The sequence below is a fragment of the Catellatospora sp. TT07R-123 genome (assembly GCF_018327705.1).
Taxonomy (GTDB): Bacteria; Actinomycetota; Actinomycetes; order Mycobacteriales; family Micromonosporaceae; genus Catellatospora.
In genome coordinates, this window is record NZ_BNEM01000002.1 from 4,038,843 (window position 1) to 4,060,506 (window position 21,664).

Below are 21,664 nucleotides of genomic sequence, written 5' to 3' on the forward strand. Positions count from 1 at the left end.
CTACGCTCCTTACAGGTGCCCCGGCTGCCAGGTGTAACCGAGCTAACGCCTCAGCGGACAGACTTGGCGAAGGTCCGCGACGAGACGATCAGCGCGATGACGGTCAGCGGGCTGAGGATGGCCAGCGCCTGCCACACCGAGTCGTCGCCCGGGTTGCCCGCGAACAGCGCGCGCACGCCGGTCACGGCCCAGCTGAACGGGTTGAAGTCGGCCACGCGCTGGAGCCACGGCGGGCCGAGCGCGATCGGCAGCAGGATGCCCGACAGCAGCATGATCGGCTGGATCAGCGTGTTGAGCAGGGGCGCCATCGCGTCCTCGCTCTTCAGCGCCAGGCCCAGCGCGTACCCGAGCGAGGACAGCAGCAGCGCCATCAGGCCCACCAGCAGGAACGCCAGCACCGCGTCGCCGACGCCGATGCGCAGCCCGAACGGGTACGACAGCAGCGTCACCAGCACGGCCTGGAACATCAGCTGCACCACGTCGCGCAGCGAGCGGCCCAGCAGCAGCGCGACCCGGCTGACCGGGGTGACCCGGTTGCGCTCGATGACGCCCGCGCGCAGCTCGGCGATGATGCCGAAGCCGGAGAAGGCGCTGAACAGCGCGACCATGACCAGCATGCCCGGCACGAACAGCTGGTAGGTCGCGCCCTGGCTGAGCGGCCGGCCCTGGCCCAGCGCCTTGCTCATCAGCGGCGCGAACAGGAACAGGTAGAACAGCGGCTGGGTGATGCCGACGATGACCCACACCGGGTTGCGCAGCAGGAGCAGCATCTGCCGCTGGAACACCAGCCAGGTGTCACGGAGGAATTTCATGATCAGCTCTCCCTGAGGCTGCGGCCGGTCTTGGCCAGGAACACGTCGTCGAGGCTGGGGCGGTGCAGCTCGATGCCGTCGATGGCGATCTTCTCGGCGTCGAGGGTGCGCAGCACGTGCGGGATGACGCTGGCGCCGTCCTCGACGTACAGCCGCAGCGACTGCTCGGTGGTCTCCAGCTTGCGCACGTAGTCGGCGTTGCCGAACAGGTCGGCGGCCTGGGCCACGTCGCGCTGGAGCTGCACGGAGACGACGTCGCCGAGCACCTCCTGCTTGAGGTCGGCGGGCGTGCCCTCGGCCACGATCTGGCCGTGGTCCATGATCGACAGCCGGTCGCAGAGCGCGTCGGCCTCGTCCAGGTAGTGCGTGGTGAGGAAGACGGTCATGCCCATCTCCCGGAGCTTGCGCACCTCGCCCCACATGTGGGCGCGCGACTGCGGGTCCAGGCCGGTGGTGGGCTCGTCCAGGAAGACGACCTTGGGCTGGTGGATGATGCCGAGCGCGATGTCGACGCGGCGCCGCTGGCCGCCGGAGTACGTCTTGCACTTGCGGTCGGCGTACTCGGCGAGCTCGAAGGTCTGCAGGGCGTCGGCGGCGCGGCGCTGGGCCTCGGCCTTGCTGATGCCGTACATCCGGGCGTGGAGCACGAGCTCCTCGCGGCCGGTGGAGTCGTCCCAGGTGCTGCCGCCCTGGGCGACGTAGCCGATGCGGCGGCGCACCTCGCCCGGGTTCTTGCGCAGGTCGGCACCGGCGATGACGGCGCTGCCGCCGTCGGGTTCGAGCAGCGTGGCGAGCATGCGCAGGGTGGTGGTCTTGCCGGCGCCGTTGGGGCCGAGGAAGCCGAAGATCTCGCCCTCGGCGACGCTCAGGTCGACGCCGCGGACCGCTTCCACGGTCTTGACGTCGCGACCGGCACGGGAACGGAACGATTTCCGCAGCCCGGAGGTCTCGATGATCATTTGTAGCTCCAGAGTCGGGGGAACCCGTGGAGCGTAGGACCGGGGTCTGACACTAGTCAAGTTTGATTAATCGGTTGCGAGGTTGGGATTTCCCTGCCAGCGGGCCAGCAGTTCCGGGGTGTAGTACGGCGTACCCGACTCGATCTCGGCGGCCACGCGCTCGCACCACGAGATCTCGCCCTCGGCCCGCGCGATGCCCAGCTCCAGCATCCAGCGCACGTGCGTGGGCTTGTTGTCCGGCACCGCCCAGCCCGCGTCCAGGGCGGCCCGGTTGCCCTCGTTGTCGGCCCGCAGCTGCCGCGCCCGGTTGCGCAGCGCCGCCGCGACCTCCTCCCGGGGCAGCTCCGTCATCAGCGAGAACGCCGCCAGGAACGGGTCCTCCCCGCCCTGCTGCCCCCACAGGTACGTCGTCAGCAGGTCGCGGAACTGCTCGGTCCCCTTCTCGGTGACCTCGTACCGGGTGCGCGCGGGGCGGCTGCCCACCTGCTCGCTGCCGACCTCGCGCAGCGCGCCCTCGTCGGCGAGCTTCTTCAGGGCGTGGTAGACCGAACCCGGCTGCACGTTGGCCCACCGGTCGGCATGCCAGCTCAGCAGCTCCCGGCGTACGTCGTACCCGTGCACGGGCTGGAGCAGCCGGACCACACCCAGGATCATCATCCGCGTCGTCGACACGCCAGCAAGTGTGCGACCCGGCGCCCGGCCGACCCCTGCCGGGGCGGCGCACACGTTCGTGCAGTTTCGGGGAAACCGCACGAAAGAAGGCCGAGATTCCTGCACTTTCCCCGAAACTGCACACACCACAGCGCGGATCGCGGAGCTCTGGTGAACGTTCGTTCATGAGACTGGTCACATCGCGCCTGAGCGGTCGTTAATGATCAACTGCGCCGATAGACTCCGCGCAGGCCCGTCGGGGAGGACGATGATGACGATGCTGTCCAAAGTGTTGATCGCCAACCGAGGCGAGATCGCCGTACGCGTGGCACGTGCCTGCCGCGACGCGGGCCTGACCAGCGTCGCCGTCTACGCCGACGGCGACCGCGACGCGCTGCACGTCACCATCGCCGACGAGGCGTACGCCCTGGGCGGCGAGACCAGCGCCGACACCTACCTGCGCATCGACAAGCTCATCGACGCGGCGAAGCGCTCCGGCGCCGACGCCGTCCACCCCGGCTACGGCTTCCTCTCCGAGAACGCCGACTTCGCCCAGGCCGTCCTCGACGCCGGGCTGACCTGGGTCGGGCCCACCCCGCAGGCCATCCGCGACCTCGGTGACAAGGTGACCGCGCGGCACATCGCCCAGCGCGCCGGGGCGCCGCTGGTGCCCGGCACCCCCGAGCCGGTCAAGGGCGCCGACGAGATCGTCGCGTTCGCGCGCGAGAACGGCCTGCCGGTCGCCATCAAGGCCGCTTTCGGCGGCGGCGGGCGCGGCCTCAAGGTCGCCCGCACCCTGGAGGAGATCCCCGACCTGTTCGACTCGGCCACGCGCGAGGCGGTGGCCGCGTTCGGCCGGGGCGAGTGCTTCGTCGAGCGATACCTCGACAAGCCGCGCCACGTCGAGGCGCAGGTGCTGGCCGACCAGCACGGCAACGTGATCGTGGTGGGCACCCGCGACTGCTCGCTGCAACGCCGCCACCAGAAGCTGGTCGAGGAGGCGCCCGCGCCGTTCCTCACCGACGCCCAGCGCGCCGCGATCCACGACTCGGCCAAGGCGATCTGCCGCGAGGCGGGCTACCACGGCGCGGGCACGGTCGAATACCTGGTCGGCACCGACGGGACCATCTCGTTCCTGGAGGTGAACACCCGTCTTCAGGTCGAGCACCCGGTCACCGAGGAGACCTCCGGCATCGACCTGGTCCGCGAGCAGTTCCGCATCGCCGCCGGGGAGAAGCTGCGCTTCGACGCCGACCCGGCGCCGCGCGGCCACTCGATCGAGTTCCGGATCAACGGCGAGGACCCGGGGCGCAACTTCCTGCCCGCCCCCGGCTCGATCACGAAACTGCACCTGCCGGCCGGTCCGGGCGTACGCGTGGACACCGGGTTCGACACCGGCAGCGTCATCAGCGGCAACTTCGACTCGCTGCTCGCCAAGGTGATCATCACCGGCGAGACCCGCACCGAGGCGCTGGAGCGCGCCCGCCGCGCCCTGGACGAGATGATCGTCGAGGGTATGGCCACCGCCCTGCCCTTCCACCGCGCCATCGTGCGCGACCCCGCCTTCGCCGACTTCACCGTGCACACCCGGTGGATCGAGACCGAGTGGGACAACACCGTGCCCGCCTTCACCGGGGGCGCCGCCGCCGAGGGCGACGAGGGCGGCCGCCAGACCGTGGTGGTCGAGGTCGGCGGCAAGCGCCTGGAGGTGTCGCTGCCCGCCTCGTTCGGGGGTACGGCCGCCGCCGCGGCCGCCGCGAACCGCCCCGCCAAGCGTGCGGCCGGCAAGCGCGGCGCCAACGTCGCCGCCAGCGGGGACGCGCTGACCGCCCCGATGCAGGGCACCATCGTCAAGCTGGCCGTCGCCGACGGCGACACCGTGGCCGAGGGCGACACCGTCGTGGTCCTGGAGGCCATGAAGATGGAGCAGCCGCTCACCGCGCACAAGGCGGGCGTCATCACCGGCCTGGCCGCCTCGGTCGGCGAGGTCGTCCAGTCGGGCACCACGCTGTGCGAGATCAAGTAACCCGGCGCGGTCAGAGGTCCAGGGTGACGTCGGTCCGCGGCTGAGCGCTACAGATCAGCACGTCGCCGTCGGCGGGGGCGTCGACCGGCTCGGGGTCGTACGCCACCTGCCCGGACAGCAGCCCGCTCTCGCACGTGTGGCACACGCCGGTCCGGCACGACCAGCGGACCGGCACGTCGCACGCCTCGGCGAACTCCAGCAGGCTGCCGTAGGCCGGGCTCCACGGCACGGTCAGCCCGCTGCGGGCGAACGCCACCGCCGGGCCGAGGCCGGGCTCGCCCTCGGGCGGGTGCGGCGGCCCGGCAGGCGCGGCGGCGATTCCCGGGGTGATGCCGGCCTCGGCGCCGAACAGCTCGCTGCGGACGGCCGACACCCCGAGTTCCCGCAGCTCGGCGGTGGCCTGCTGGGTGAAGACCGCCGGTCCGCACAGGTAGGCGGTGGTCTGCGGGGGCAGCCGCAGCCCGCGCAGCACCTCGACGGTCAGGCGGCCCGGGGTGGTGTAGTCGCGGCCCGCGACGTCGTCGGGTCCGGGGCGGCTGTAGCAGACGTGGGCGTGCGCGCGGGGCAGCCGGGCCAGCAGGGCCCGGCTCTCCGCCGCGAACGCGTGCTCGGCCCGGTCCCGGGCGCAGTGCACCCACCACACCTCGCGGGTGGCCTCCTCGCCCGCCAGGGCGTGCAGCATCGCCATCACCGGCGTCGCGCCGATCCCCGCCGACAGCAGCAGCACCGGCCCGTCGCCCGAATCCAGCGTGAACGTGCCCCGTGGCGCGGCCACCTCGACGGCCGTGCCGGGCCGGACGCTGGCGCGCAGATACGCCCCGGCCGCCCCGTGCGGCTCCACCTTCACGCTGATGCGGTACGACCCGTCCCCGGGCGGCCCGGACAGGGAGTAGCTGCGGATCAGCGGCCCGCCCGGCGCGGGCAGCCGCAGGGTCAGGAACTGGCCCGGCAGCGGGGCCGGCAGCGGGGCGCCGTCGGCGGCCGCCAGGTGCAGCGACAGCACATCCCGGGTCTCGGCGTCGACCGCGGTGACGGTCAGCGCGCGGAATCCGGGCCACGCGGGCGGCACCCCGACGGCGGCCAGTCCCGGATTGCCCTGCCCGTCCGGCTGGGCGAGCAGTTCCCGCATGGACGCCTGCCATCCCGGGCTCAGCGCCGGGATCCGCAGCGCCCGCTCGGCACCGGCGCGGGAGTGTCCGGGCAGGTACAGCAGCGCGTCGATCTCGGCCACCGTCATCGCCTCGGGGCCGGTCGACAGCTTGACGATCTCGTCCCCGGCCCGGACCAGGCCCTCGGTGAGCACCCGCAGGTAGAAGCCGGGCCGCCGGTGCGCGACCAGCAGCGCCGCCATCCGCGGCTCGTTCATCCGCATCCCCACCCGGTAGCAGGTCACGCGCGGCTGGGTCACCTCCACCACGGCCCCGCCGATCCGGTAGCGGTCGCCGATGCAGACCTCGTCGTCGGGCAGCCCGTCCACGGTGAGGTTCTCGCCGAAGATGCCCGGGGTCAGGTCGTCGCGGCCCAGCTCCTGCTGCCAGTGGCGGTACGAGTCGAGCTGGTACACCAGCACCGCCCGCTGCTCGCCGCCGTGCCCGCCCAGATCGCCCTGGCCGTCACCGTCGAGGTTGAGCCGCCGCAGCATGACGGGGCCGTCCACAGGCTGCTTCCACACCCCGGTGTGCACGGTGCGGCCGCGCCAGGCGACGTCCTTCGGCAGGCCCACGTTGACCGACAGCAGGGTGGCCACCCGTACGAATCTACGCGAAACGGCGGGCCGCCAGGCCGGTTACCAGGACGTCGGCAGCGGCATGCCCTCGGTGTAGCCCGCGGCGGACTGGACCCCCACCAGGGCCCGTTCGTGCAGCTCGTCGAGGGTGTTCGCGCCCGCGTACGTGCACGCGCTGCGCACCCCGGCGACGATCTCGTCGATGACGTCCTCCACGCCCGGCCGGGCCGGGTCGAGGTACATCTTCGCCGTCGAGATGCCCTCCTCGAAGACCGCCTTGCGGGCGCGGTCGAACGCGGAGTCGTCGGCGGTGCGCACCCGCACGGCCCGCGCCGAGGCCATCCCGAAGTTCTCCTTGTAGCGGCGCCCGTCCGGGTCGGTGTAGAGGTCGCCGGGCGACTCGTACGTCCCCGCCAGCCACGAACCGATCATCACGTTCGCCGCCCCGGCGGCCAGCGCCAGCGCCACGTCGCGCGGATGGCGTACGCCGCCGTCGGCCCACACGTGCCGGCCCAGCTCCCGGGCCGCCCCGGCGCACTCCAGCACCGCCGAGAACTGCGGCCGCCCGACGCCGGTCATCATCCGCGTGGTGCACATCGCGCCGGGGCCAACCCCCACCTTGACGATGTCGGCGCCCGCGTCGATGAGGTCCCGTACCCCCTCGGCGGTCACGACGTTGCCCGCCACGACCGGGACCTGCGGATCCAGCCCGCGCACCGCGCGCAGCGCGTTGATCATGCGTTCCTGGTGCCCGTGCGCGGTGTCCACCACCAGCACGTCCACGCCCGCCTCCAGCAGCTCCGCCGCCTTGCCGACGTAGTCGCCGTTGATGCCGATCGCCGCGGCCACCCGCAGCTGCCCCTTCTCGTCCAGCGCGGGCCGGTACAGCGTCGCCCGCAGCGCGCCCTGCCGGGTCAGGATCCCGGCCAGCCGCCCGTCGTGGTCGACCACCGGCGCCACCTTGCGCCGCCCCCTGGTGAGCAGGTCGAACGCCTGGCGCGGGGACGCCGTGGCCGGCACGGTCAGCAGCTCGGTCGACATCACGTCGCCCAGCTGCGAGAACCGGTCCACGCCCTGCAGGTCCGACTCGGTGACCAGGCCCAGCGGCCTGCCCTCGGTGTCCACCACGATCAGGGCGCCGTGCGCGCGCTTGGGCAGCAGGTGGATCGCGTCGCCGACCGTGTCGTACGGCCCGAGCGTGATCGCGGTGTCGTGCACCAGGTGCCGCTGCTTGACCCAGCCGATGACGTCGGCGACCACCGCGGTCGGGATGTCCTGCGGGATCACGGCCAGGCCGCCCCGGCGCGCCACCGTCTCGGCCATACGTCGGCCCGCGATCGCGGTCATGTTGGCCACCACCAGCGGGATCGTGCAGCCGGTGCCGTCGCTGGTCGACAGGTCGACGTCGAGGCGGGAACCGACGTCCGACCGGCTCGGCGCCATGAACACGTCGTTGTACGTCAGGTCGTACACGGGCTGAGCCCCGGACAGGAACCGCATACCGCCATCTTCGCCCATCGACCGCACGGCCCCGGCGGCGACGCCGATATACCTACCTTGATCAGCTACGTCGCCACGACGCGGTACGGCCGGCACCGTCGGCGATGACCACGCCCTCCGTCCGCAGCTGGTCGAGCACCAGCCGGATGGTCGGATCGCTCACGCCCGGCAGCGCGTTGCGGATGTCGGCGACCCGGAAGACGGCCGGAGCGTGCCGCTGGACGTACTCGCGCACGCGGTCCTGTTTGGTTCCGACGCTGCGGTCGGCCGCCGCCCGCTGGGCGAACTGCTCATAGGCGCGGGCGAGCGTGGCGACGAAGTAGGTGAGCCAGGGCCAGGGGTCGAACTCGTTGTCGTGCCAGCCCTTGGTCGAGTCGAAGAGGGCCTGGTAGTACTCGTCGGCCGCGTCGGCGACGAGCTGTTCGAGGCTGACATAGCGGACCACGCCGTAACCGGCGTCCGCGAGCAGCGCGTTGGTGATCACTCGGGCGACCCGGCCGTTGCCGTCCTCGAACGGGTGGATGATCGTCAGGTCCAGCACGAAGAGCCCGATCAGCAGCACCGGGTGGTGAACTCCGGCCGCGCACTCAGCGCGGAAGCGGGAGACCAGTTCGTGCACGTAGAACTCGGTGCGCGCGGCGGCGACCGGCCGGAATCGCACGGTCGTGCTGCCGTCGGGGGCCCGATCGACCACCACGTTGTCGTGCTGCTTGAAACGGCCGCCGTCGGCTGCGGTGCGCCCGAAGAGAAGGCGGTGCAGATGCAGCAGGAGGCCCACGTTCAGCGGCCGCCAGTTCTGCTGGAACAGGTAGTCGAGCGCGTCGCGGTAACCGGCCAGTTCCTGTTCGCTGCGAGTGCGCAGCACGACCGTACGCCCTTCGATGATGTTCTCGGCCCGGATCTGGTCCGGGACGATGACTCCCTCGATCTCCGACGAGGCCGTCACGCTGGCGACCCGGGCGCGGCGGGCGAGCGTCGCCAGCACGCCGGGAAGCTGATCACGGTAGAGAGCCTCCGAGCCCTGCCCGATGTCGATCGTGCGCAGCGACGAGACGAGTCTGGCGGGGACCTGGCCGATGATCCGGTCAAGCGCGGAGAAACCGTGCACGAGATCCCCCAATGAATCCGTTAAACTACATAAAACGCATGCCGATTATGTAGTTTAGTGGATTCGTTAGCGGATTAGCGGACGCGGGTGAGGACCACCTCGACGGTCTGGCCGGTGTTGGACGGGCCCGCATAGACGCCTTTGAGGGGTGGGACGTCGCCGTAGTCGCGGCCGCGGCCGACCACGACGTGGCGCTCGCCGACCGGGACGCGGTTGGTCGGGTCGTACGCGTGCCACTCCCCAGCCCACCACTCGACCCAGGCGTGGCTCTGGCCGGTCACGGCCTGCCCGAGCGGGGCGTTCGGAGTCGGGTGCAGGTAGCCGGAGACGTAGCGGGCGGGCAGGCCCATGGCCCGCAGCAGCGAGATCGACAGGTGCGAGATGTCCTGGCAGACGCCCTGTTTCTGCCGCCACACGTGGACGGCGTCGGTCAGCACCCCGGTCGAGCCCGGCACGTACGCCACCTCCCGCCCGACCAGCTCGCACACCGCCCGCGCCGCCTCGTCGGGGCTGGTGTGCGCGGCGCGCAGCCCGGCGGCGAGCTCGGTCAGCTCCTCGTCCAGCGCCGTACGCGGGGTCGGCAGCAGCAGCTCCTGCCACCGGTCGACCGTCTTCGGCTCGGTCAGCTCGGCCCAGCGGGGGCCGTCGGCGCGGATCGCGGCCGGACCCGACGTCTCCACGACGGCGTCGGCGACGACCTCCAGCACCTCGTGCGGCACCTGCACGTCGAACGAGGTCACCGTGGTGTGCCAGTAGTCCTGGTAGCGGTCGGTGCGCGCGGGCGGCCACACGGTGAGCCGGCTGTCGAGCACCGTCTGGCGCGGCTCGCTGCTCGGCGTCATCCGGGCCTCGTTGTAGGACGAGGCGACGAGGCCGCCGTACTGGAAGCCGGTGCGGTGCCTGATCTGCAGCCGCCAGCCGGGCAGCGCCATCGTCATGCGCGTCCTTCTCTCGTTCGCCAGGGGGCTCACTCGACCGCTCCGGCCTGCCAGGCCACCGCCGCGGTCTGCCGGAAGTAGCGGGCCGAGACGGCGTCGTTGACCTGTGAGCAGGTGCGTTCCAACCGGGCCAGCACGGTGCCGAGGTCGGTCAGCAGCTCGTCGGAGGAGCGGTAGGCCAGGTCGGTGCGGGCGCGGCCGAGGATGCGCTGCGCGTCGGTGCCGACGCCGACCCGGCCGGACCGGGTGGTGCCCCCGGCCGGTTCCAGCTCGGCCAGGCACGACTCCGCGGTGGCCAGCGCGGCCAGCACCGAGCGCGGGAACAGCCGGTCCAGCAGCAGGAACTCGGCGGCGTGCCGGTCGCTGAGCGAGCCCCGGTACGTGCGCAGGTACGTCTCCCACGCCCCGCAGGAGCGCAGCAGCGTCAGCCAGCTCGGGATGCTGCCGCCCGCCCGGCTGTGCGTGGACAGCAGCCGCGCGGTCATGTCGACCCGTTCGACGCTGCGGCCGAGGACCAGGAACAGCCAGCCCTCGTCGCGGCTCATGGTGGCGTCGGCCAGGCCCGCCAGCACCGAGCAGCGCTCGCGCACCCACTGGAAGAACGCGTGCACGCCGCCCTCCTCGATGCGGCGGCGCGCCCGGGCCAGGCCGAGCCAGGTGGTGTTGAGGCACTCCCACATCTCGGCGCTGACGGTCTCCCGGGCGCCGCGCGCGTTCTCCCGGGCGGCGGCCAGGGCGCCCAGCACCGAGCTGGTGCTGCCGAGGTCGAGGCCGAGGCGCTCGACGACGCCGGGCAGGCTGGCGCCGTCCTCGGAAACGGGCAGGCCCATCACCGACAGCAGCGAGCGGCAGGCCTGCTCCTCGTCGGTCCACGGGTCCTGGAGCATCCGGTGCAGGTGCACGTCGAGGATGCGCGCGGTGTCCTCGGCCCGCTCGACGTAGCGTCCGATCCAGTACAGCGACTCGGCGATCCGGCTCAGCATGCCGCGGCCCTCCCGGCGGATCGTGCCTGCTGCTGCTGTTGCTGCTGCTGGTTGCCCGACTGGCCCGGCCCGGGGTCGGGGCGGCGCGGCGAGGGCACGGCCGAGACCGTCTCCGGTTCGCTCCAGATCTCCTCTGTCGAGCCGGCCTCCGGCAGCACCCAGGTGTCCTTGGAGCCGCCGCCCTGGCTGGAGTTGACCACCAGCGCGCCCTCGGGCAGCGCCACCCGGGTCAGCCCGCCGGGCAGCACCCGCACCTGGCGCCCGTCGTTTACCGCGAACGGCCGCAGGTCCACGTGGCGCGGCCGGAGCCGGTCCTCGATCAGGGTCGGCACCATGGACAGCTTGACCTCGCGCTGGGCGATCCAGCCGCGCGGATCGAGCATGATCCGCTGCCGTACGTGCTCCAGCTGCTCCGCGGTGGCCTGTGAGCCGATCACGATGCCCGCCCCGCCCGACCCGTCCACGGGCTTGAGGACCAGCTCGTCGATGCGCGACAGCACGTACGTGCGCACGTCGGGGTCGTCGAGGCGGTACGTCTCCACGTTCGGCAGGAGCGGCTCCTCACCGAGGTAGTACCGGATCAGGTCCGGCACGTACGTGTAGAGCAGCTTGTCGTCGGCGACGCCGTTGCCGACCGCGTTGGCGATGGTCACCTTCCCGGCGCGGGCGGCGTTGAGCAGGCCCGCGACGCCGAGCATCGAGTCGGCCCGGAAGTGCACCGGGTCCAGGAACTCGTCGTCGATCCGGCGGTAGATGACGTCGACGCGCTGCTCGCCCGCGGTGGTGCGCATCGACACCTCGTTGCCCGCGCACACCAGGTCGCGGCCCTCGACCAGCTCCACGCCCATCTCCCGGGCCAGCAGCGCGTGCTCGAAGTACGCCGAGTTGTGCACGCCCGGGGTCAGCACGACCACGGTCGGGTCGTCCACCCCGGCCGGCGCGGCCGCCCGCAGCGCCTGCAGGAGCATCCCCGGGTACGAGTCCACCGGCCGCACCCGCGTCGCGGTGAACACCTCGGGCAGCACGTGCGCCATGGCCCGCCGGTTCTCCATCACGTAGCTCACCCCGGACGGGGTGCGCACGTTGTCCTCCAGCACCCGGAACTCGCCCGCCTCGTCGCGGATCAGGTCGACCCCGGCCACGTGCACCCGCACCCCGTTGGGCGGCACGATCCCGGCCGCCTCGCGGTGGAAGTGGGCGCTGGTCACGATGATGCGGCGGGGCACGATGCCGTCGGCGAGGGCGTGGCCTTCGCCGTACACGTCGGCGAGGAACGCCTCCAGGGCCCGCACCCGCTGCGCGACCCCGGTCTCCACCTGGCGCCACTGCTCGGCGGCGATGATGCGGGGCACGATGTCCAGCGGGAACGGCCGCTCGACGCCCTTGAGCGCGAACGTGATGCCCTGGTCGAGGAAGGCCCGGGCCAGCACGTCGGCGCGCAGCCGCAGCTCGCCGCCGGCCAGCGGCCGCAGGGTCGCGTGCAGCGCCTCGTAGGTGGACCGGGGCATGCCGGGCGTGCCGAACATCTCGTCCCAGCCGGGACCGAGCGGGTAGTCCTCGAAAAGGTCCGCCATGTCCCGACGCTACGTGCGGCGCGTTGCGTCCACGTAAACGATGTGAGCAGTGAGACGGAGTCCCGTATCACACCCCTCGATATGGACACCCGCCGCCGTCACGGGCCGCCGCGCAGCGCTGGCGATCATGCAGTTTCGGGGAAAGTGCCGCCAAATCTCCCAAGATTCCAGCACTTTCCCCGAAACTGCACCGATCAAGTCGTGGCGTTACTCCACGTCGTGGAGCATGAGCTGGCGGGCGGCCTCGGCGATGCTGCCGGACAGCGACGGGTAGATCGTGATCGTGTGGGCGAGCTGGTCCACGGTCATGTGGTTCTCCACCGCCATGGTCAGCGGCATGATCAGCTCGCTGGCGCGCGGCGACACCACGACCCCGCCGACCACGATCCCGCTGGCCGGGCGGCAGAACAGCTTGATGAACCCGTCGTCGAGCCCGGCCATCTTGGCGCGCGCGTTGCCCGCCAGCGGCAGCATGACCTGCCGGGCCGGGGTCTTGCCGCTGTCCACGTCGGCCTGCGAGACGCCGACGGTGGCCAGCTCCGGGTCGGTGAACACGTTCGCCGCGACGGTGCGCAGCCGCAGCGGCGCCACCGCCTCGCCGAGCGCGTGCCACATCGCGATCCGGCCCTGCATCGCCGCGACGCTGGCCAGCGGCAGCACGCCGGTGCAGTCGCCCGCGGCGTAGACGCCGGGCACGTTGGTCCGGGACACCCGGTCGACGGCGATGTAACCGCCGGGGGCGATGTTGACGCCGTACTCGGTGAGGCCGAGGTCGGCGGTGTTCGGGATGGAGCCGACCGCCATCAGCGCGTGCGAGCCGGTGACGACCCGGCCGTCGGCCAGGGTGACCTCGACGCCGTCGCCGACCCGCTTGACCTCGTCGGCGCGGGAGTTGTTCAGGATGTTCATGCCCCGGCTCCGGAACACGCGCTCGATCGCCATCGCGGCGTCGGCGTCCTCGTGCGGCATGACCCGGTCACGGGAGGAGACCAGGGTGACCCGCACGCCCATGGCCAGGTACGCCGAGGCGAACTCGGCACCGGTGACGCCGGAGCCGACCACGATCAGGTGCTCGGGCAGCCGGGGCAGGTCGTAGACCTGGCGCCAGGTCAGGATGCGCTCGCCGTCGGGCACGGCGCTGGACAGCCTGCGCGGGGTGGCCCCGGTGGCGATCAGCACGGTCGACGCGTCGACGGAGTACTCGGAGTCGCCGTCGGTCGGGCGGACGCGGACGCGGTGGGTGTGGCCGAGGGTGTCCTCGCCGAGCCGGGCGGTGCCGCGGATCAGGGTGACACCAGCCTTGATCAGCTTGGCCTGGATGTCGCCGGACTGGGCCAGGGCCAGCCGCTTGACCCGGCTGTAGACGGCCGGGGCGTCGACGGTGATCGCCTCCAGGCCGTCCGAGTGGATGCCGAACTCGTCGGTGTCCCGGTAACCGGTGACCACGTCCGAACTGGCGATGAAGGTCTTCGACGGGACGCAGTCGTGCAGCACGCAGGCGCCGCCGGCACCGTCGGCCTCCACCACGGTGACATCCGCGTCGAGCTGTGCGGCGACCAGCGCCGCCTCGTATCCGGCGGGTCCGCCACCGATGATCACAATCCGGCTCACGGTGCCATTCTTCCCTACCGGGGAAAGCGTCACGGTGCGGATGGGGGCGTCCGTGTGCGGGCCCACCATCGACGAACAGCGCTCACTGCGCGTGGTCGAAAAGATACCGAGGGCTCGACACGCACGGGCGTATTCTCAGCAAGCGCTCCGGGCGGCTATCGTCATCGCCGTGCGTCATTACGCAGCGTACGGCTCGAACCTGGACCCGGCCCGCATGCGGGCCTACTGTCCGCACTCCCCCATGGTCGGCATCGGCTGGCTGGAGGACTGGCGGCTCACCTTCGCCGGTGAGGACACCGTCGGCTGGGAGGGCGCGGTCACCACGATCGTCGAATCACCCGGCGACCGGGTCTTCGTCGCGCTGTACGACGTGCATCCGTGGGACGAGGCCGCGCTCGACGAGGTCGAGGGCGCCAACGCGGGCACGTACGCCAAGCTGCACGTGCGCGTGGCGACCCTCGACGGCGAAGTGCTGGCGTGGGTGTACGTCTTCCGCGGCTACGAGGGCGGCCTGCCGACCGCCTGGTACCTGTCGGAGATCGCCAACGCCGCGGAGAAGGCGGGTGCCCCGGACGACTACGTCGTCGCGCTGCGTTCCCGCCCCACCCGCACGGTCCGGCCCTAGAGCGCCCGCTCGTAGACGTTCGCCCGGTACACCGGCTCCATGCCGACGCCGGTGTACAGCCTGATCGCCTCGGTCGGGTTGGCCAGGTCGACGCCGAGCCCGGCCTGCGCGCGCCCGTTGGCCAGGTAGCGGGCGAACGCCACTGCCAGCAGCGCCCGGCCGACGCCGCGCCTGCGGTGCTCCCGCCGTACGGCCAGGTGCTTCACCCAGCCCTCGTCGCCGTCCTCGCCCTGCTCGGCGGACTGGAGCACGCCCGCGATCCGGCCGTCGGCCTCGGCCACGAACCACTCGTCCCAGCGCACCCGGTGGCCGTCGACGTACCGCTCGTGCCAGCGCTGGTAGGTGCCCGGCTGGTGGTCGGGGGTGTCGCGGAACGCCGCGTCGAACACGGCGAAGAACTCCGGCAGGTCGGCCTCGGCCACCGGGCGCACGACCACGCCGGGCACCGGGTCGGCGGCGGGTGCGGGCAGGTCGATCCGCATCCGGGCGTACTGCTTGACGAAGCCGAACCCGGCCGCGGTGAGCGAGTCGATCCACTCCCGCTCGGACGGGATCGAGGCCGAGCGCACCGTCGCCGCGCCCCGCTGCCGGGCGGCGGCCACGGCGCGGGCCAGTAGCGGGCGCTGGGCGGGCAGGCCGCCCTCGGGATGCACGTACACCTCGATGAACTCGCGCTCGCCGCTGCCGGGCTCCAGGTAGCCCCAGCCCGCGATCGCGCCGTTCGGGGCGAGCGCGACCTCGCCGTACGGCCCGGTCAGGGCGTCGGCGACGTCCTCGGGCGTGAAGTCGGCGAACCCGATCGCCGTCATGTCGCTGGCGTGCACCAGAGCCAGCAGATCCGCCGCGTCGTCGGCGGTCGCCGGCCGGAACCCCCAGCCGTCGGGCAGTCGCTCGTCAGTCACGCCGCCATCCTGTCCCCCGCGCCCGACACACCACCACCACATTTCTGCGGCCGCCCAGCCGCCCGCCACCGATGTCGATCACGGCGCCAGGGTGGTGACACGCCGTCGAACACGGCCATAAGTTCATGATCGACGCAGGAAGGCGGCCGGTCAGCGGGGGAAGACGGTGGTGGCGGTGGTGCGGAGGAGGGTGACGAACTCCGCGCGTTCGGCGGGGGTGAAGGTGGTGACGGCCTGGCCGGCGGTGCGGTCGGCGACGGCGTCGGCCCAGGCGCGGCGGCGCAGCAGCGGGCCGACCGGCGGGTACGGCGGCTGCCAGCCGAACGCCACCGCCGACGCCTCCCCCTCGGGCCCCGCCACCAGTGCCTGCACCGGGCTCAGCCCGGCCGCCCGCACCCCGAGCAGCAGCGCCCCGGCCCGGTGCTCGCGCAGCAGGTGCAGCGCGACGGCGGCGCGGGCGCCGGGGCCGTCGTCGGGCACCGGCATGGCCCGCCAGGCGGCGAACAACGGCAGCCCGGACGCGTCGGCGGCGAGCACCGCCTTCTCGGTCAGTTCGACCAGCCGGTCGATCTTCGGGGCGTCGTCGAGATGCTCCGAGCCCCACCGGCAGCACTCGGCGAGCATGTGCGCGGCGACCTCGCGCGGCGACAGGGCGCGCCGGGCCGCGTCCCACGCGTCGCGGACCGCGTCCGGGGCGATCAGCCCCAGCGCCGCCGCGACCGTGTCGGGGCGTACGTCGCCCAGCGCGCCGCCGCGTCCGGCCACGTAGCAGGCCCAGCCGGTCAGCCCCAGCTCGCGGGCGCGGCGCAGCGTGCGCGGGCACTCCAGGAACGCACCGCCCAGCCGGTTCACGGCCGGGGCGGCCATCGCGGCGGTCTGCGTCGTGGTGGCGGTCAGCGGCACTGTCACATGTGGATTGTGCCGTGCGCCGCACCCGTGCCGCACCCGCCGATCCCGAGCGGGGGAATCCGGCCGCGAGCCTGTGGACAGCGCCGACGCCTGTGGATAACTCGCTGGCCGGATCGGCCGCCGCCCGTACGCTGAGGCGAATCTTCGATACGTCAGGAGGGCGCACGATGCGTCAGGACATGTACTTCTCGGCCGATGTGGAGGCCGACGGCCCGATCCCCGGGCCGTACTCGATGGTCAGTGTCGGGCTGGCGGTGGCCGGGACCAGGGGAGATACCTTCAGCCGGGCCGATCCGACGGCGGCGACCTTCTATCGGGAGCTGCGGCCGATCAGCGACGACTTCGTGCCCGAGGCGATGGCGGTGTCGGGGCTGGACCGGGACGCGCTGGTGCGCGACGGCGCCGACCCGGCCGCCGCGATGCGCGAGCTCAGCGACTGGGTGCGGCAGACCGCGGGCGACGCCCGGCCGGTCTTCGTGGCATACCCGGCGAGCTTCGACTGGATGTTCGTGTACTGGTACCTGATCCGGTTCACCGGGGCCAGCGTGTTCGGGCACTCGGGCTGCCTGGACGTCAAGACGGCATACGCGATCAAGGCCGAGGTGCCGTTCGGCGGGGCGGTCAAGGGCAAGATGCCCAAACACCTGCTGTCGCGCCGCCCGCACACGCACAACGCGCTGGACGACGCGGTCGAGCAGGCCGACCTGTTCGCCAACGTGATGGAGTGGAAGCCGTGACCCGCTAGACCTCCACGGTCGTCCCGGCGGCCAGCCGGGCATACTCGGCGCCCGAGCGCGCGGTCAGGTGGGCGTCGGTCAGCGCCAGGCCGTGCTCGTTGTAGAGGCAGTCGTGCATGGCGTACGCCCGCTGCGGCTTGACCGCCCGGACGAAGTCGATCGACTCGCTGAGTTTGAGCCACGGCCCGGACACCGGCACGAACAGCGTCTCCACGGTCGCGTCGGCGGGCACGTCGAACGAGTCGCCCGGGTGGTAGAGCGTCTCGTTCACCAGGAAGCCCAGGTTCGGCACCCGCGGGATCTCCGGATGGATCACCGCGTGCCAGCCGCCGTACGCCTTCACCAGCACGGTCGCGGCGGTGAAGGCGTGCCCCGCGGTCACCGGCACCGCGGCGCCCTCCCACTGCGGCGCGAACTTGTCGATCACCTCGGGATGGGCGTAGATCTGCGCCGACGGGCGCTTGGCCAGCGCCTCGGCGAGCTGGTCGGCGTCGACGTGGTCGGCGTGCTCGTGGGTGAGCAGCACGGCGTCGACCCCGTCGAGCGCCTTCTCGGCCTCGCTCCACACCCCCGGATCGATCACCACGACCGCGTCGTCGTGCTCGATCCGCAGGCAGGAATGGGAGTACTTGGTGACGCGCATGGATGTCCACCCTTCCGATCCCCGACCGTAGTCCTACCGTGACCAGTCTGCCGGAACCTGAGGGGTCATGAGACACGTCCGCTCAGGCATGAAGAAGACGTTCCCAGTGTTGGCCCTGGTCGGCCTGCTCGCCCTGGCCGGGTGCTCTTCGTCGGACAGCGGCAGCGAGATGCCGTCGTCCAACGGCGCGGCGGCGCCCTTCGCCCCCGGCGAGGCCGACCGCGACCTCAGCGCGGGCGGTGCGAAGGGCGACGCCGGCAACGGCTACACCGCGGTGCCGCCCGAGGGCGTGACCGCGACCGGCGGCCCGGTCGAGACCCGCTCGATCATCTACCGCGGTGACATCACCGTGCGGGTGGAGAAGGTCGGCGAGACCGCCGAGCGGCTCAAGGCCCTGGTGGAGACCTCCGGGGGCTTCCTCGGCGCGGACAAGCGCACCGCCGACTCGGGCGAGGCGCAGGCCTGGCTCACCGTCCGTGTCCCGGCCAAGCAGTTCTCATCGGTGCTGGAGCAGATCGCCAAGCTCGGCACCGAGGTCGGCCGCAACACGAACACCGAGGACGTGACCGAGGCCGTCGTCGACCTGGACACGCGCATCGCCGCGCAGAAGGCCAGCGTCGACTCGGTGCGCCGGATGTTCGCCCAGGCCAAGCAGCTGTCGGAGGTGGTGCTGCTGGAGAAGGAGCTCAGCAGCCGCCAGGCCGAGCTGGCCTCGCTGGAGGCCAAGAAGCGCAACCTGGACAACCTGGTCACGCTGTCCACGATCAACGTGGTGCTGATCGGCCCGCACGCGCCCGCGCCCGAACCCCCCAAGAAGAAGGCGCCCGGCTTCCTGGGCGGCCTGGAGGCGGGCTGGGACGCGTTCCTCACCACGGTGCAGGTGGTGCTGGCGGTGCTCGGCTTCCTGCTGCCGTTCCTGGTGGCGCTGTCGATCCCGGCGGGGCTGCTGATCTGGTGGTCGCGCCGCCGCCGCCCCACTCCCCCACCCACCGCCTAGCGAGGAGAGAAGGGCGCCTTCGACCCGCGCTGCGCGGTGGAAGGCGCCCTTCTCAACGGGCGTCCCGCGTGGGCGGGGTGCGGCGCGGCACGGACGGCGGTTCGTCCTCATCGAGCTGGTCGAGGGCAGTCTGCTCGTCCAGGACGGTGTCCTGGAGCGTCGGCTCGGGCTGTTCGGGGCCCGCGAAGGCGGTGCCCCGCGCGTCGCCGTCGTGGCTGCCGCTGAACAGCCGGTCGTCGCCGTCGGCGGGGGCGGCCGCCTTCGCCGGGGTGGTGCGCGGCAGCCAGCGCCACGAGCCGGGCTGCGCGGTGGCGAGCTCGGCCCGGCGGCGCGGCAGGGCGTCGGGCTGGTGGTCGCGTACCCATGCGATCAGGTGCTCGCGCACCAGACAGCGCAGGTCCCACAGCCGGGGGGCGTCCCCGGCGCTGACCAGCGCGCGCAGCCGCACCAGGCCGCCGACCGCGTCGGTCACCTGGAGCACGCAGACCCGCCGGTCCCACAGGTCGCTGGTCTCGACGAGCCGCCGCAGCTCGTCGCGCAGCGGCTGCACCGGCGCGGTCCAGTCGACGTCGAACTCGACCGCCCCGAGCACCTCGGACTTGGTACGGGTCCAGTTCTGGTACGGCTTCGTGGTGAAGTACGACGTCGGCAGGATCAGCCGCCGGTCGTCCCAGATCTGGAGCACCACGTGGCTGAGCGTGATCTCCTCGACCCGGGCCCACTCGCCCTCGACCACCACCACGTCGTCGAGCCGGATCGCGTCGCTGAACGCCAGTTGCAGCCCCGCGATGACGTTGCCGAGCACGCTCTGCGCGGCCAGCGCCGCCACGATGCCGATGATGCCGGCGGAGGCGAGGACGCTGGCACCGATCGTCCTGACCTGCGGGAACGTCATCAGGACCACCCCGAGGGTGATCACCACGATGGCCGCGATGGTGACCCGGCGCAGCAGCAGGATCTGGGTCCGCACCCGTCGCGCCTGCCGGTTGTCGGGCACGTCGATGCGGTATCGCACCTCGATCGCGTCCTCCAGCGCCAGCAGCACGGTGGCGACCAGCCAGGCTCCGGCCAGGATCACGCCGATACCCATGAGGTGCAGCAGCTCGGGCTTCATCTCGAAGTCGAACCACAGCGGGGTGGCCTGGAGCGCGATCCGCAGGGCCAGCATCGCCGCGAACACCTGGAACGCCCGGTGCGTGTGCGACGCCAGCTCCGCCATGATCACGGAGCGGCGGCCCAGGCGGACGACGACGCGGTGGATCACCGCCACGGCGAGCAGGGCCGCGAGCGGCGCGGCGAGGACTACGGCGAGGGGCCAGGGTACGTGCTGCACGGCGGGCTCCTTCCCAGCCCAGCCTCGCGCAAACCCCGTCGCGAAGGGCACCTTCCGCCACATGCGGCGAGTGGAAGGCGCCCTTCTTACGGCAAAGAACTAGAAGGAGGGCGACGCCAGGGCGGCCAGGGCCGTGTGCACCATGGTGCGCACGCCGTAGCCGATGGCGCGCTCGTCAACGTCGAAGCGCGACTGGTGGATGTCGAGCACCTCGGTCGAGCCGGGCACGCCGGTGCCCAGGCGGATCATCGCACCGGGGATGTGCTCCAGGTAGAAGGCGAAGTCCTCGCCGCCCATGCTGACCTCGGCCTCGACGACGCGCTCGGCGCCCAGGGCCGCTCCGGCGGCGCCCGCGACGACGGCCGCGGCCATCCGGTCGTTGATCACCGGCGGCACGCCGCGGGTGTAGTTGATGTCCACGTTCGCCCCGGTCCCGGCCACCACGTCCCGGATGAGCTGGGTGACCAGCTCAGGCGCCTCGCGCCACGCGTCGCGGTTGAGCACCCGGATGGTGCCCTTGGCCGAGCCCTCGTTCGGGATCGCGTTGGACGCCTCGCCCGCGCGGATGGAGCCGAAGACCAGCGACAGCCCGGCGCGGGGGTCGACCCGGCGGCCCAGCAGCGCGGGCACCTCGGTGACGACCCGGCCCAGCGCGTACACGAGGTCGGCGGTCAGGTGGGGGCGGGCGGTGTGGCCGCCGCGGCCGCTCAGCTTGACCTCGACCACGTCGCAGGCGGCGGTGAACGGGCCGGAGCGCACCCCGACCAGGCCGACCGGCAGCTGCGGCGCGCAGTGCAGCGCGTAGATCGCGGCGACGTCCTTCAGCGCCCCGGCGGAGATCATCTCGGGGGCACCCGAGCTGATCGACTCCTCGGCGGGCTGGAAGATCAGCCGGACCCGGCCGCCGATGCCGCCCTGCGCCTCCAGCTGCGCCAGCGCCAGACCGACGCCGAGCAGCACGGTGGTGTGCACGTCGTGGCCGCACGCGTGGGTCACGTTGGGCACGGTCGAGCGGTACGGCACGTCCTTGACGTCCGGCAGGGGCAGCGCGTCCAGGTCGGCGCGCAGCGCGATGACGCGGTCTCCCTCGCCGATGTCGCACATCACGCCGTTGCCCCGGGGCAGGAACTTCGGCTGCAACCCGGCCGCGGACAGTTCCCGGGCGACCAGAGCGGCGGTCTCGAACTCCTGGTGGGACAGCTCCGGGTGCGCGTGGATATGACGTCGTACGGCGATGAGGTCGGCTCCCCTGGCACCCAGCCAGCGGTCGAGCTGGCCCGGCAGCGGGTCGTCATCGGGCACGAACGACGTCAGTGAGCCGCCCTTCGGCAGCGTCAGCGCACTCGTCACGGCAGATTCTCGATCTCGGTCGATGGAAAAAACATCGTCAAGCCTAGCCCGGGGACGGTAACTCTGCGCAACTACGTTCTTGTAGCCAGCGGGTTGCTCAGAGTCACGTTCGCGCAGGTGGCGCCCGTTCCACACCCGGTACGGTGCCACAGCTGTATGCGTCCTCACCTCTAACAACGGGTGACGACGCGCCCGGAAACGCACCGGAAGAGACTCACATCACCCGTGGTGAATCGGTCGGACGTCCGGTCCGGGGACGATGTACTTCTTACCTGCCGTT

The 21,664-nt window shown here is 72.2% G+C and carries 19 protein-coding genes; 4 read left to right on the forward strand and 15 right to left on the reverse strand.

Annotated features, from left to right (window positions below):
* Positions 1 to 50: 50 nt before the first annotated feature.
* The 3 genes from Cs7R123_RS37830 to Cs7R123_RS37840 form a co-directional block, all read right to left on the reverse strand.
* Positions 51 to 812, reverse strand: a complete 762-nt coding sequence (locus Cs7R123_RS37830) for an ABC transporter permease (protein ID WP_212833814.1) — start codon at positions 810 to 812, stop codon at positions 51 to 53.
* Between the two features lie 2 nt (positions 813 to 814).
* Positions 815 to 1,768, reverse strand: coding sequence for an ATP-binding cassette domain-containing protein (locus Cs7R123_RS37835; protein WP_212835027.1), 954 nt, complete (start codon positions 1,766 to 1,768; stop codon positions 815 to 817).
* A gap of 69 nt (positions 1,769 to 1,837) precedes the next feature.
* Entirely contained in the window at positions 1,838 to 2,443 is a 606-nt protein-coding gene (locus tag Cs7R123_RS37840; protein ID WP_244872395.1) for a PadR family transcriptional regulator, read from the reverse strand.
* A gap of 259 nt (positions 2,444 to 2,702) precedes the next feature.
* Between Cs7R123_RS37840 and Cs7R123_RS37845 the strand changes: the two genes are divergently transcribed.
* Entirely contained in the window at positions 2,703 to 4,448 is a 1,746-nt protein-coding gene (locus Cs7R123_RS37845) for an acetyl/propionyl/methylcrotonyl-CoA carboxylase subunit alpha (RefSeq protein ID WP_212835032.1), read from the forward strand.
* Positions 4,449 to 4,458: 10 nt separating this feature from the next.
* On the opposite strand, the gene Cs7R123_RS37850 is transcribed toward Cs7R123_RS37845, so the two are convergent.
* From Cs7R123_RS37850 to Cs7R123_RS37880, 7 genes are all read right to left on the reverse strand, one after another.
* Positions 4,459 to 6,195, reverse strand: a complete 1,737-nt coding sequence (locus Cs7R123_RS37850; protein WP_212833816.1) for an MOSC and FAD-binding oxidoreductase domain-containing protein — start codon at positions 6,193 to 6,195, stop codon at positions 4,459 to 4,461.
* Between the two features lie 39 nt (positions 6,196 to 6,234).
* Positions 6,235 to 7,674: a GuaB1 family IMP dehydrogenase-related protein gene (locus Cs7R123_RS37855; protein ID WP_212833818.1), complete on the reverse strand. Its 1,440-nt coding sequence runs from the start codon at positions 7,672 to 7,674 to the stop codon at positions 6,235 to 6,237.
* A 61-nt stretch (positions 7,675 to 7,735) separates the two neighbouring features.
* The gene (locus Cs7R123_RS37860; protein ID WP_212833819.1) at positions 7,736 to 8,782 is read right to left on the reverse strand and encodes a Fic family protein; all 1,047 of its coding nucleotides are present in this window, start codon (positions 8,780 to 8,782) and stop codon (positions 7,736 to 7,738) included.
* 74 nt (positions 8,783 to 8,856) lie between these two features.
* Positions 8,857 to 9,720, reverse strand: a complete 864-nt coding sequence (locus tag Cs7R123_RS37865) for a transglutaminase family protein (protein ID WP_244872396.1) — start codon at positions 9,718 to 9,720, stop codon at positions 8,857 to 8,859.
* Positions 9,721 to 9,749: 29 nt separating this feature from the next.
* Positions 9,750 to 10,703 (reverse strand): alpha-E domain-containing protein, encoded by a 954-nt coding sequence (locus Cs7R123_RS37870; RefSeq protein ID WP_212833820.1) that lies wholly within the window; start codon positions 10,701 to 10,703, stop codon positions 9,750 to 9,752.
* On the reverse strand, positions 10,697 to 12,277 hold the full coding sequence (locus Cs7R123_RS37875) for a circularly permuted type 2 ATP-grasp protein (protein WP_212833821.1): 1,581 nt from the start codon (positions 12,275 to 12,277) through the stop codon (positions 10,697 to 10,699). The genes Cs7R123_RS37870 and Cs7R123_RS37875 overlap by 7 nt, the downstream gene beginning before the upstream one ends.
* Before the next feature lie 207 nt (positions 12,278 to 12,484).
* Positions 12,485 to 13,888, reverse strand: coding sequence for an NAD(P)H-quinone dehydrogenase (locus Cs7R123_RS37880; RefSeq protein ID WP_212833822.1), 1,404 nt, complete (start codon positions 13,886 to 13,888; stop codon positions 12,485 to 12,487).
* A 169-nt stretch (positions 13,889 to 14,057) separates the two neighbouring features.
* On the opposite strand from Cs7R123_RS37880, the gene Cs7R123_RS37885 reads away from it, so the two are divergent.
* On the forward strand, positions 14,058 to 14,513 hold the full coding sequence (locus Cs7R123_RS37885) for a gamma-glutamylcyclotransferase family protein (protein ID WP_212833823.1): 456 nt from the start codon (positions 14,058 to 14,060) through the stop codon (positions 14,511 to 14,513).
* Here the strand turns inward: Cs7R123_RS37885 and Cs7R123_RS37890 are convergent.
* Both Cs7R123_RS37890 and Cs7R123_RS37895 read right to left on the reverse strand, forming a co-directional pair.
* On the reverse strand, positions 14,510 to 15,415 hold the full coding sequence (locus tag Cs7R123_RS37890; RefSeq protein WP_244872397.1) for a GNAT family N-acetyltransferase: 906 nt from the start codon (positions 15,413 to 15,415) through the stop codon (positions 14,510 to 14,512). The genes Cs7R123_RS37885 and Cs7R123_RS37890 overlap by 4 nt on opposite strands.
* 150 nt (positions 15,416 to 15,565) lie before the next feature.
* Positions 15,566 to 16,282, reverse strand: a complete 717-nt coding sequence (locus tag Cs7R123_RS37895) for a hypothetical protein (protein WP_212835038.1) — start codon at positions 16,280 to 16,282, stop codon at positions 15,566 to 15,568.
* Positions 16,283 to 16,491: 209 nt separating this feature from the next.
* Between Cs7R123_RS37895 and Cs7R123_RS37900 the strand changes: the two genes are divergently transcribed.
* The gene (locus tag Cs7R123_RS37900) at positions 16,492 to 17,061 is read left to right on the forward strand and encodes an exonuclease (RefSeq protein WP_212833824.1); all 570 of its coding nucleotides are present in this window, start codon (positions 16,492 to 16,494) and stop codon (positions 17,059 to 17,061) included.
* A 4-nt stretch (positions 17,062 to 17,065) separates the two neighbouring features.
* Here Cs7R123_RS37900 and Cs7R123_RS37905 read toward each other — a convergent pair whose 3' ends face one another.
* Entirely contained in the window at positions 17,066 to 17,704 is a 639-nt protein-coding gene (locus tag Cs7R123_RS37905) for an MBL fold metallo-hydrolase (protein WP_212833826.1), read from the reverse strand.
* A gap of 106 nt (positions 17,705 to 17,810) precedes the next feature.
* Here Cs7R123_RS37905 and Cs7R123_RS37910 point away from each other — a divergent pair, with 106 nt between their 5' ends.
* Entirely contained in the window at positions 17,811 to 18,701 is an 891-nt protein-coding gene (locus Cs7R123_RS37910; RefSeq protein ID WP_212833828.1) for a DUF4349 domain-containing protein, read from the forward strand.
* Between the two features lie 52 nt (positions 18,702 to 18,753).
* On the opposite strand, the gene Cs7R123_RS37915 is transcribed toward Cs7R123_RS37910, so the two are convergent.
* On the reverse strand, positions 18,754 to 20,034 hold the full coding sequence (locus tag Cs7R123_RS37915) for a mechanosensitive ion channel family protein (protein ID WP_244872398.1): 1,281 nt from the start codon (positions 20,032 to 20,034) through the stop codon (positions 18,754 to 18,756).
* Positions 20,035 to 20,133: 99 nt separating this feature from the next.
* Complete coding sequence (locus tag Cs7R123_RS37920; RefSeq protein WP_212833830.1) at positions 20,134 to 21,384, reverse strand: amidohydrolase; 1,251 nt, start codon at positions 21,382 to 21,384, stop codon at positions 20,134 to 20,136.
* Positions 21,385 to 21,664 lie beyond the last annotated feature (280 nt).

Excerpts from the sequence above, each read along its gene's own strand:
- Cs7R123_RS37830 (WP_212833814.1), bottom strand. The coding sequence starts at position 812 with ATGAAATTCCTCCGTGACACCTGGCTGGTGTTCCAGCGGCAGATGCTG.
- Cs7R123_RS37855 (WP_212833818.1), bottom strand. The coding sequence starts at position 7,674 with ATGCGGTTCCTGTCCGGGGCTCAGCCCGTGTACGACCTGACGTACAAC.
- Cs7R123_RS37865 (WP_244872396.1), bottom strand. The coding sequence starts at position 9,720 with ATGACGATGGCGCTGCCCGGCTGGCGGCTGCAGATCAGGCACCGCACC.
- Cs7R123_RS37870 (WP_212833820.1), bottom strand. The coding sequence starts at position 10,703 with ATGCTGAGCCGGATCGCCGAGTCGCTGTACTGGATCGGACGCTACGTC.
- Cs7R123_RS37875 (WP_212833821.1), bottom strand. The coding sequence starts at position 12,277 with ATGGCGGACCTTTTCGAGGACTACCCGCTCGGTCCCGGCTGGGACGAG.
- Cs7R123_RS37895 (WP_212835038.1), bottom strand. The coding sequence starts at position 16,282 with ATGGCCGCCCCGGCCGTGAACCGGCTGGGCGGTGCGTTCCTGGAGTGC.
- Cs7R123_RS37900 (WP_212833824.1), top strand. The coding sequence starts at position 16,492 with ATGCGTCAGGACATGTACTTCTCGGCCGATGTGGAGGCCGACGGCCCG.
- Cs7R123_RS37905 (WP_212833826.1), bottom strand. The coding sequence starts at position 17,704 with ATGCGCGTCACCAAGTACTCCCATTCCTGCCTGCGGATCGAGCACGAC.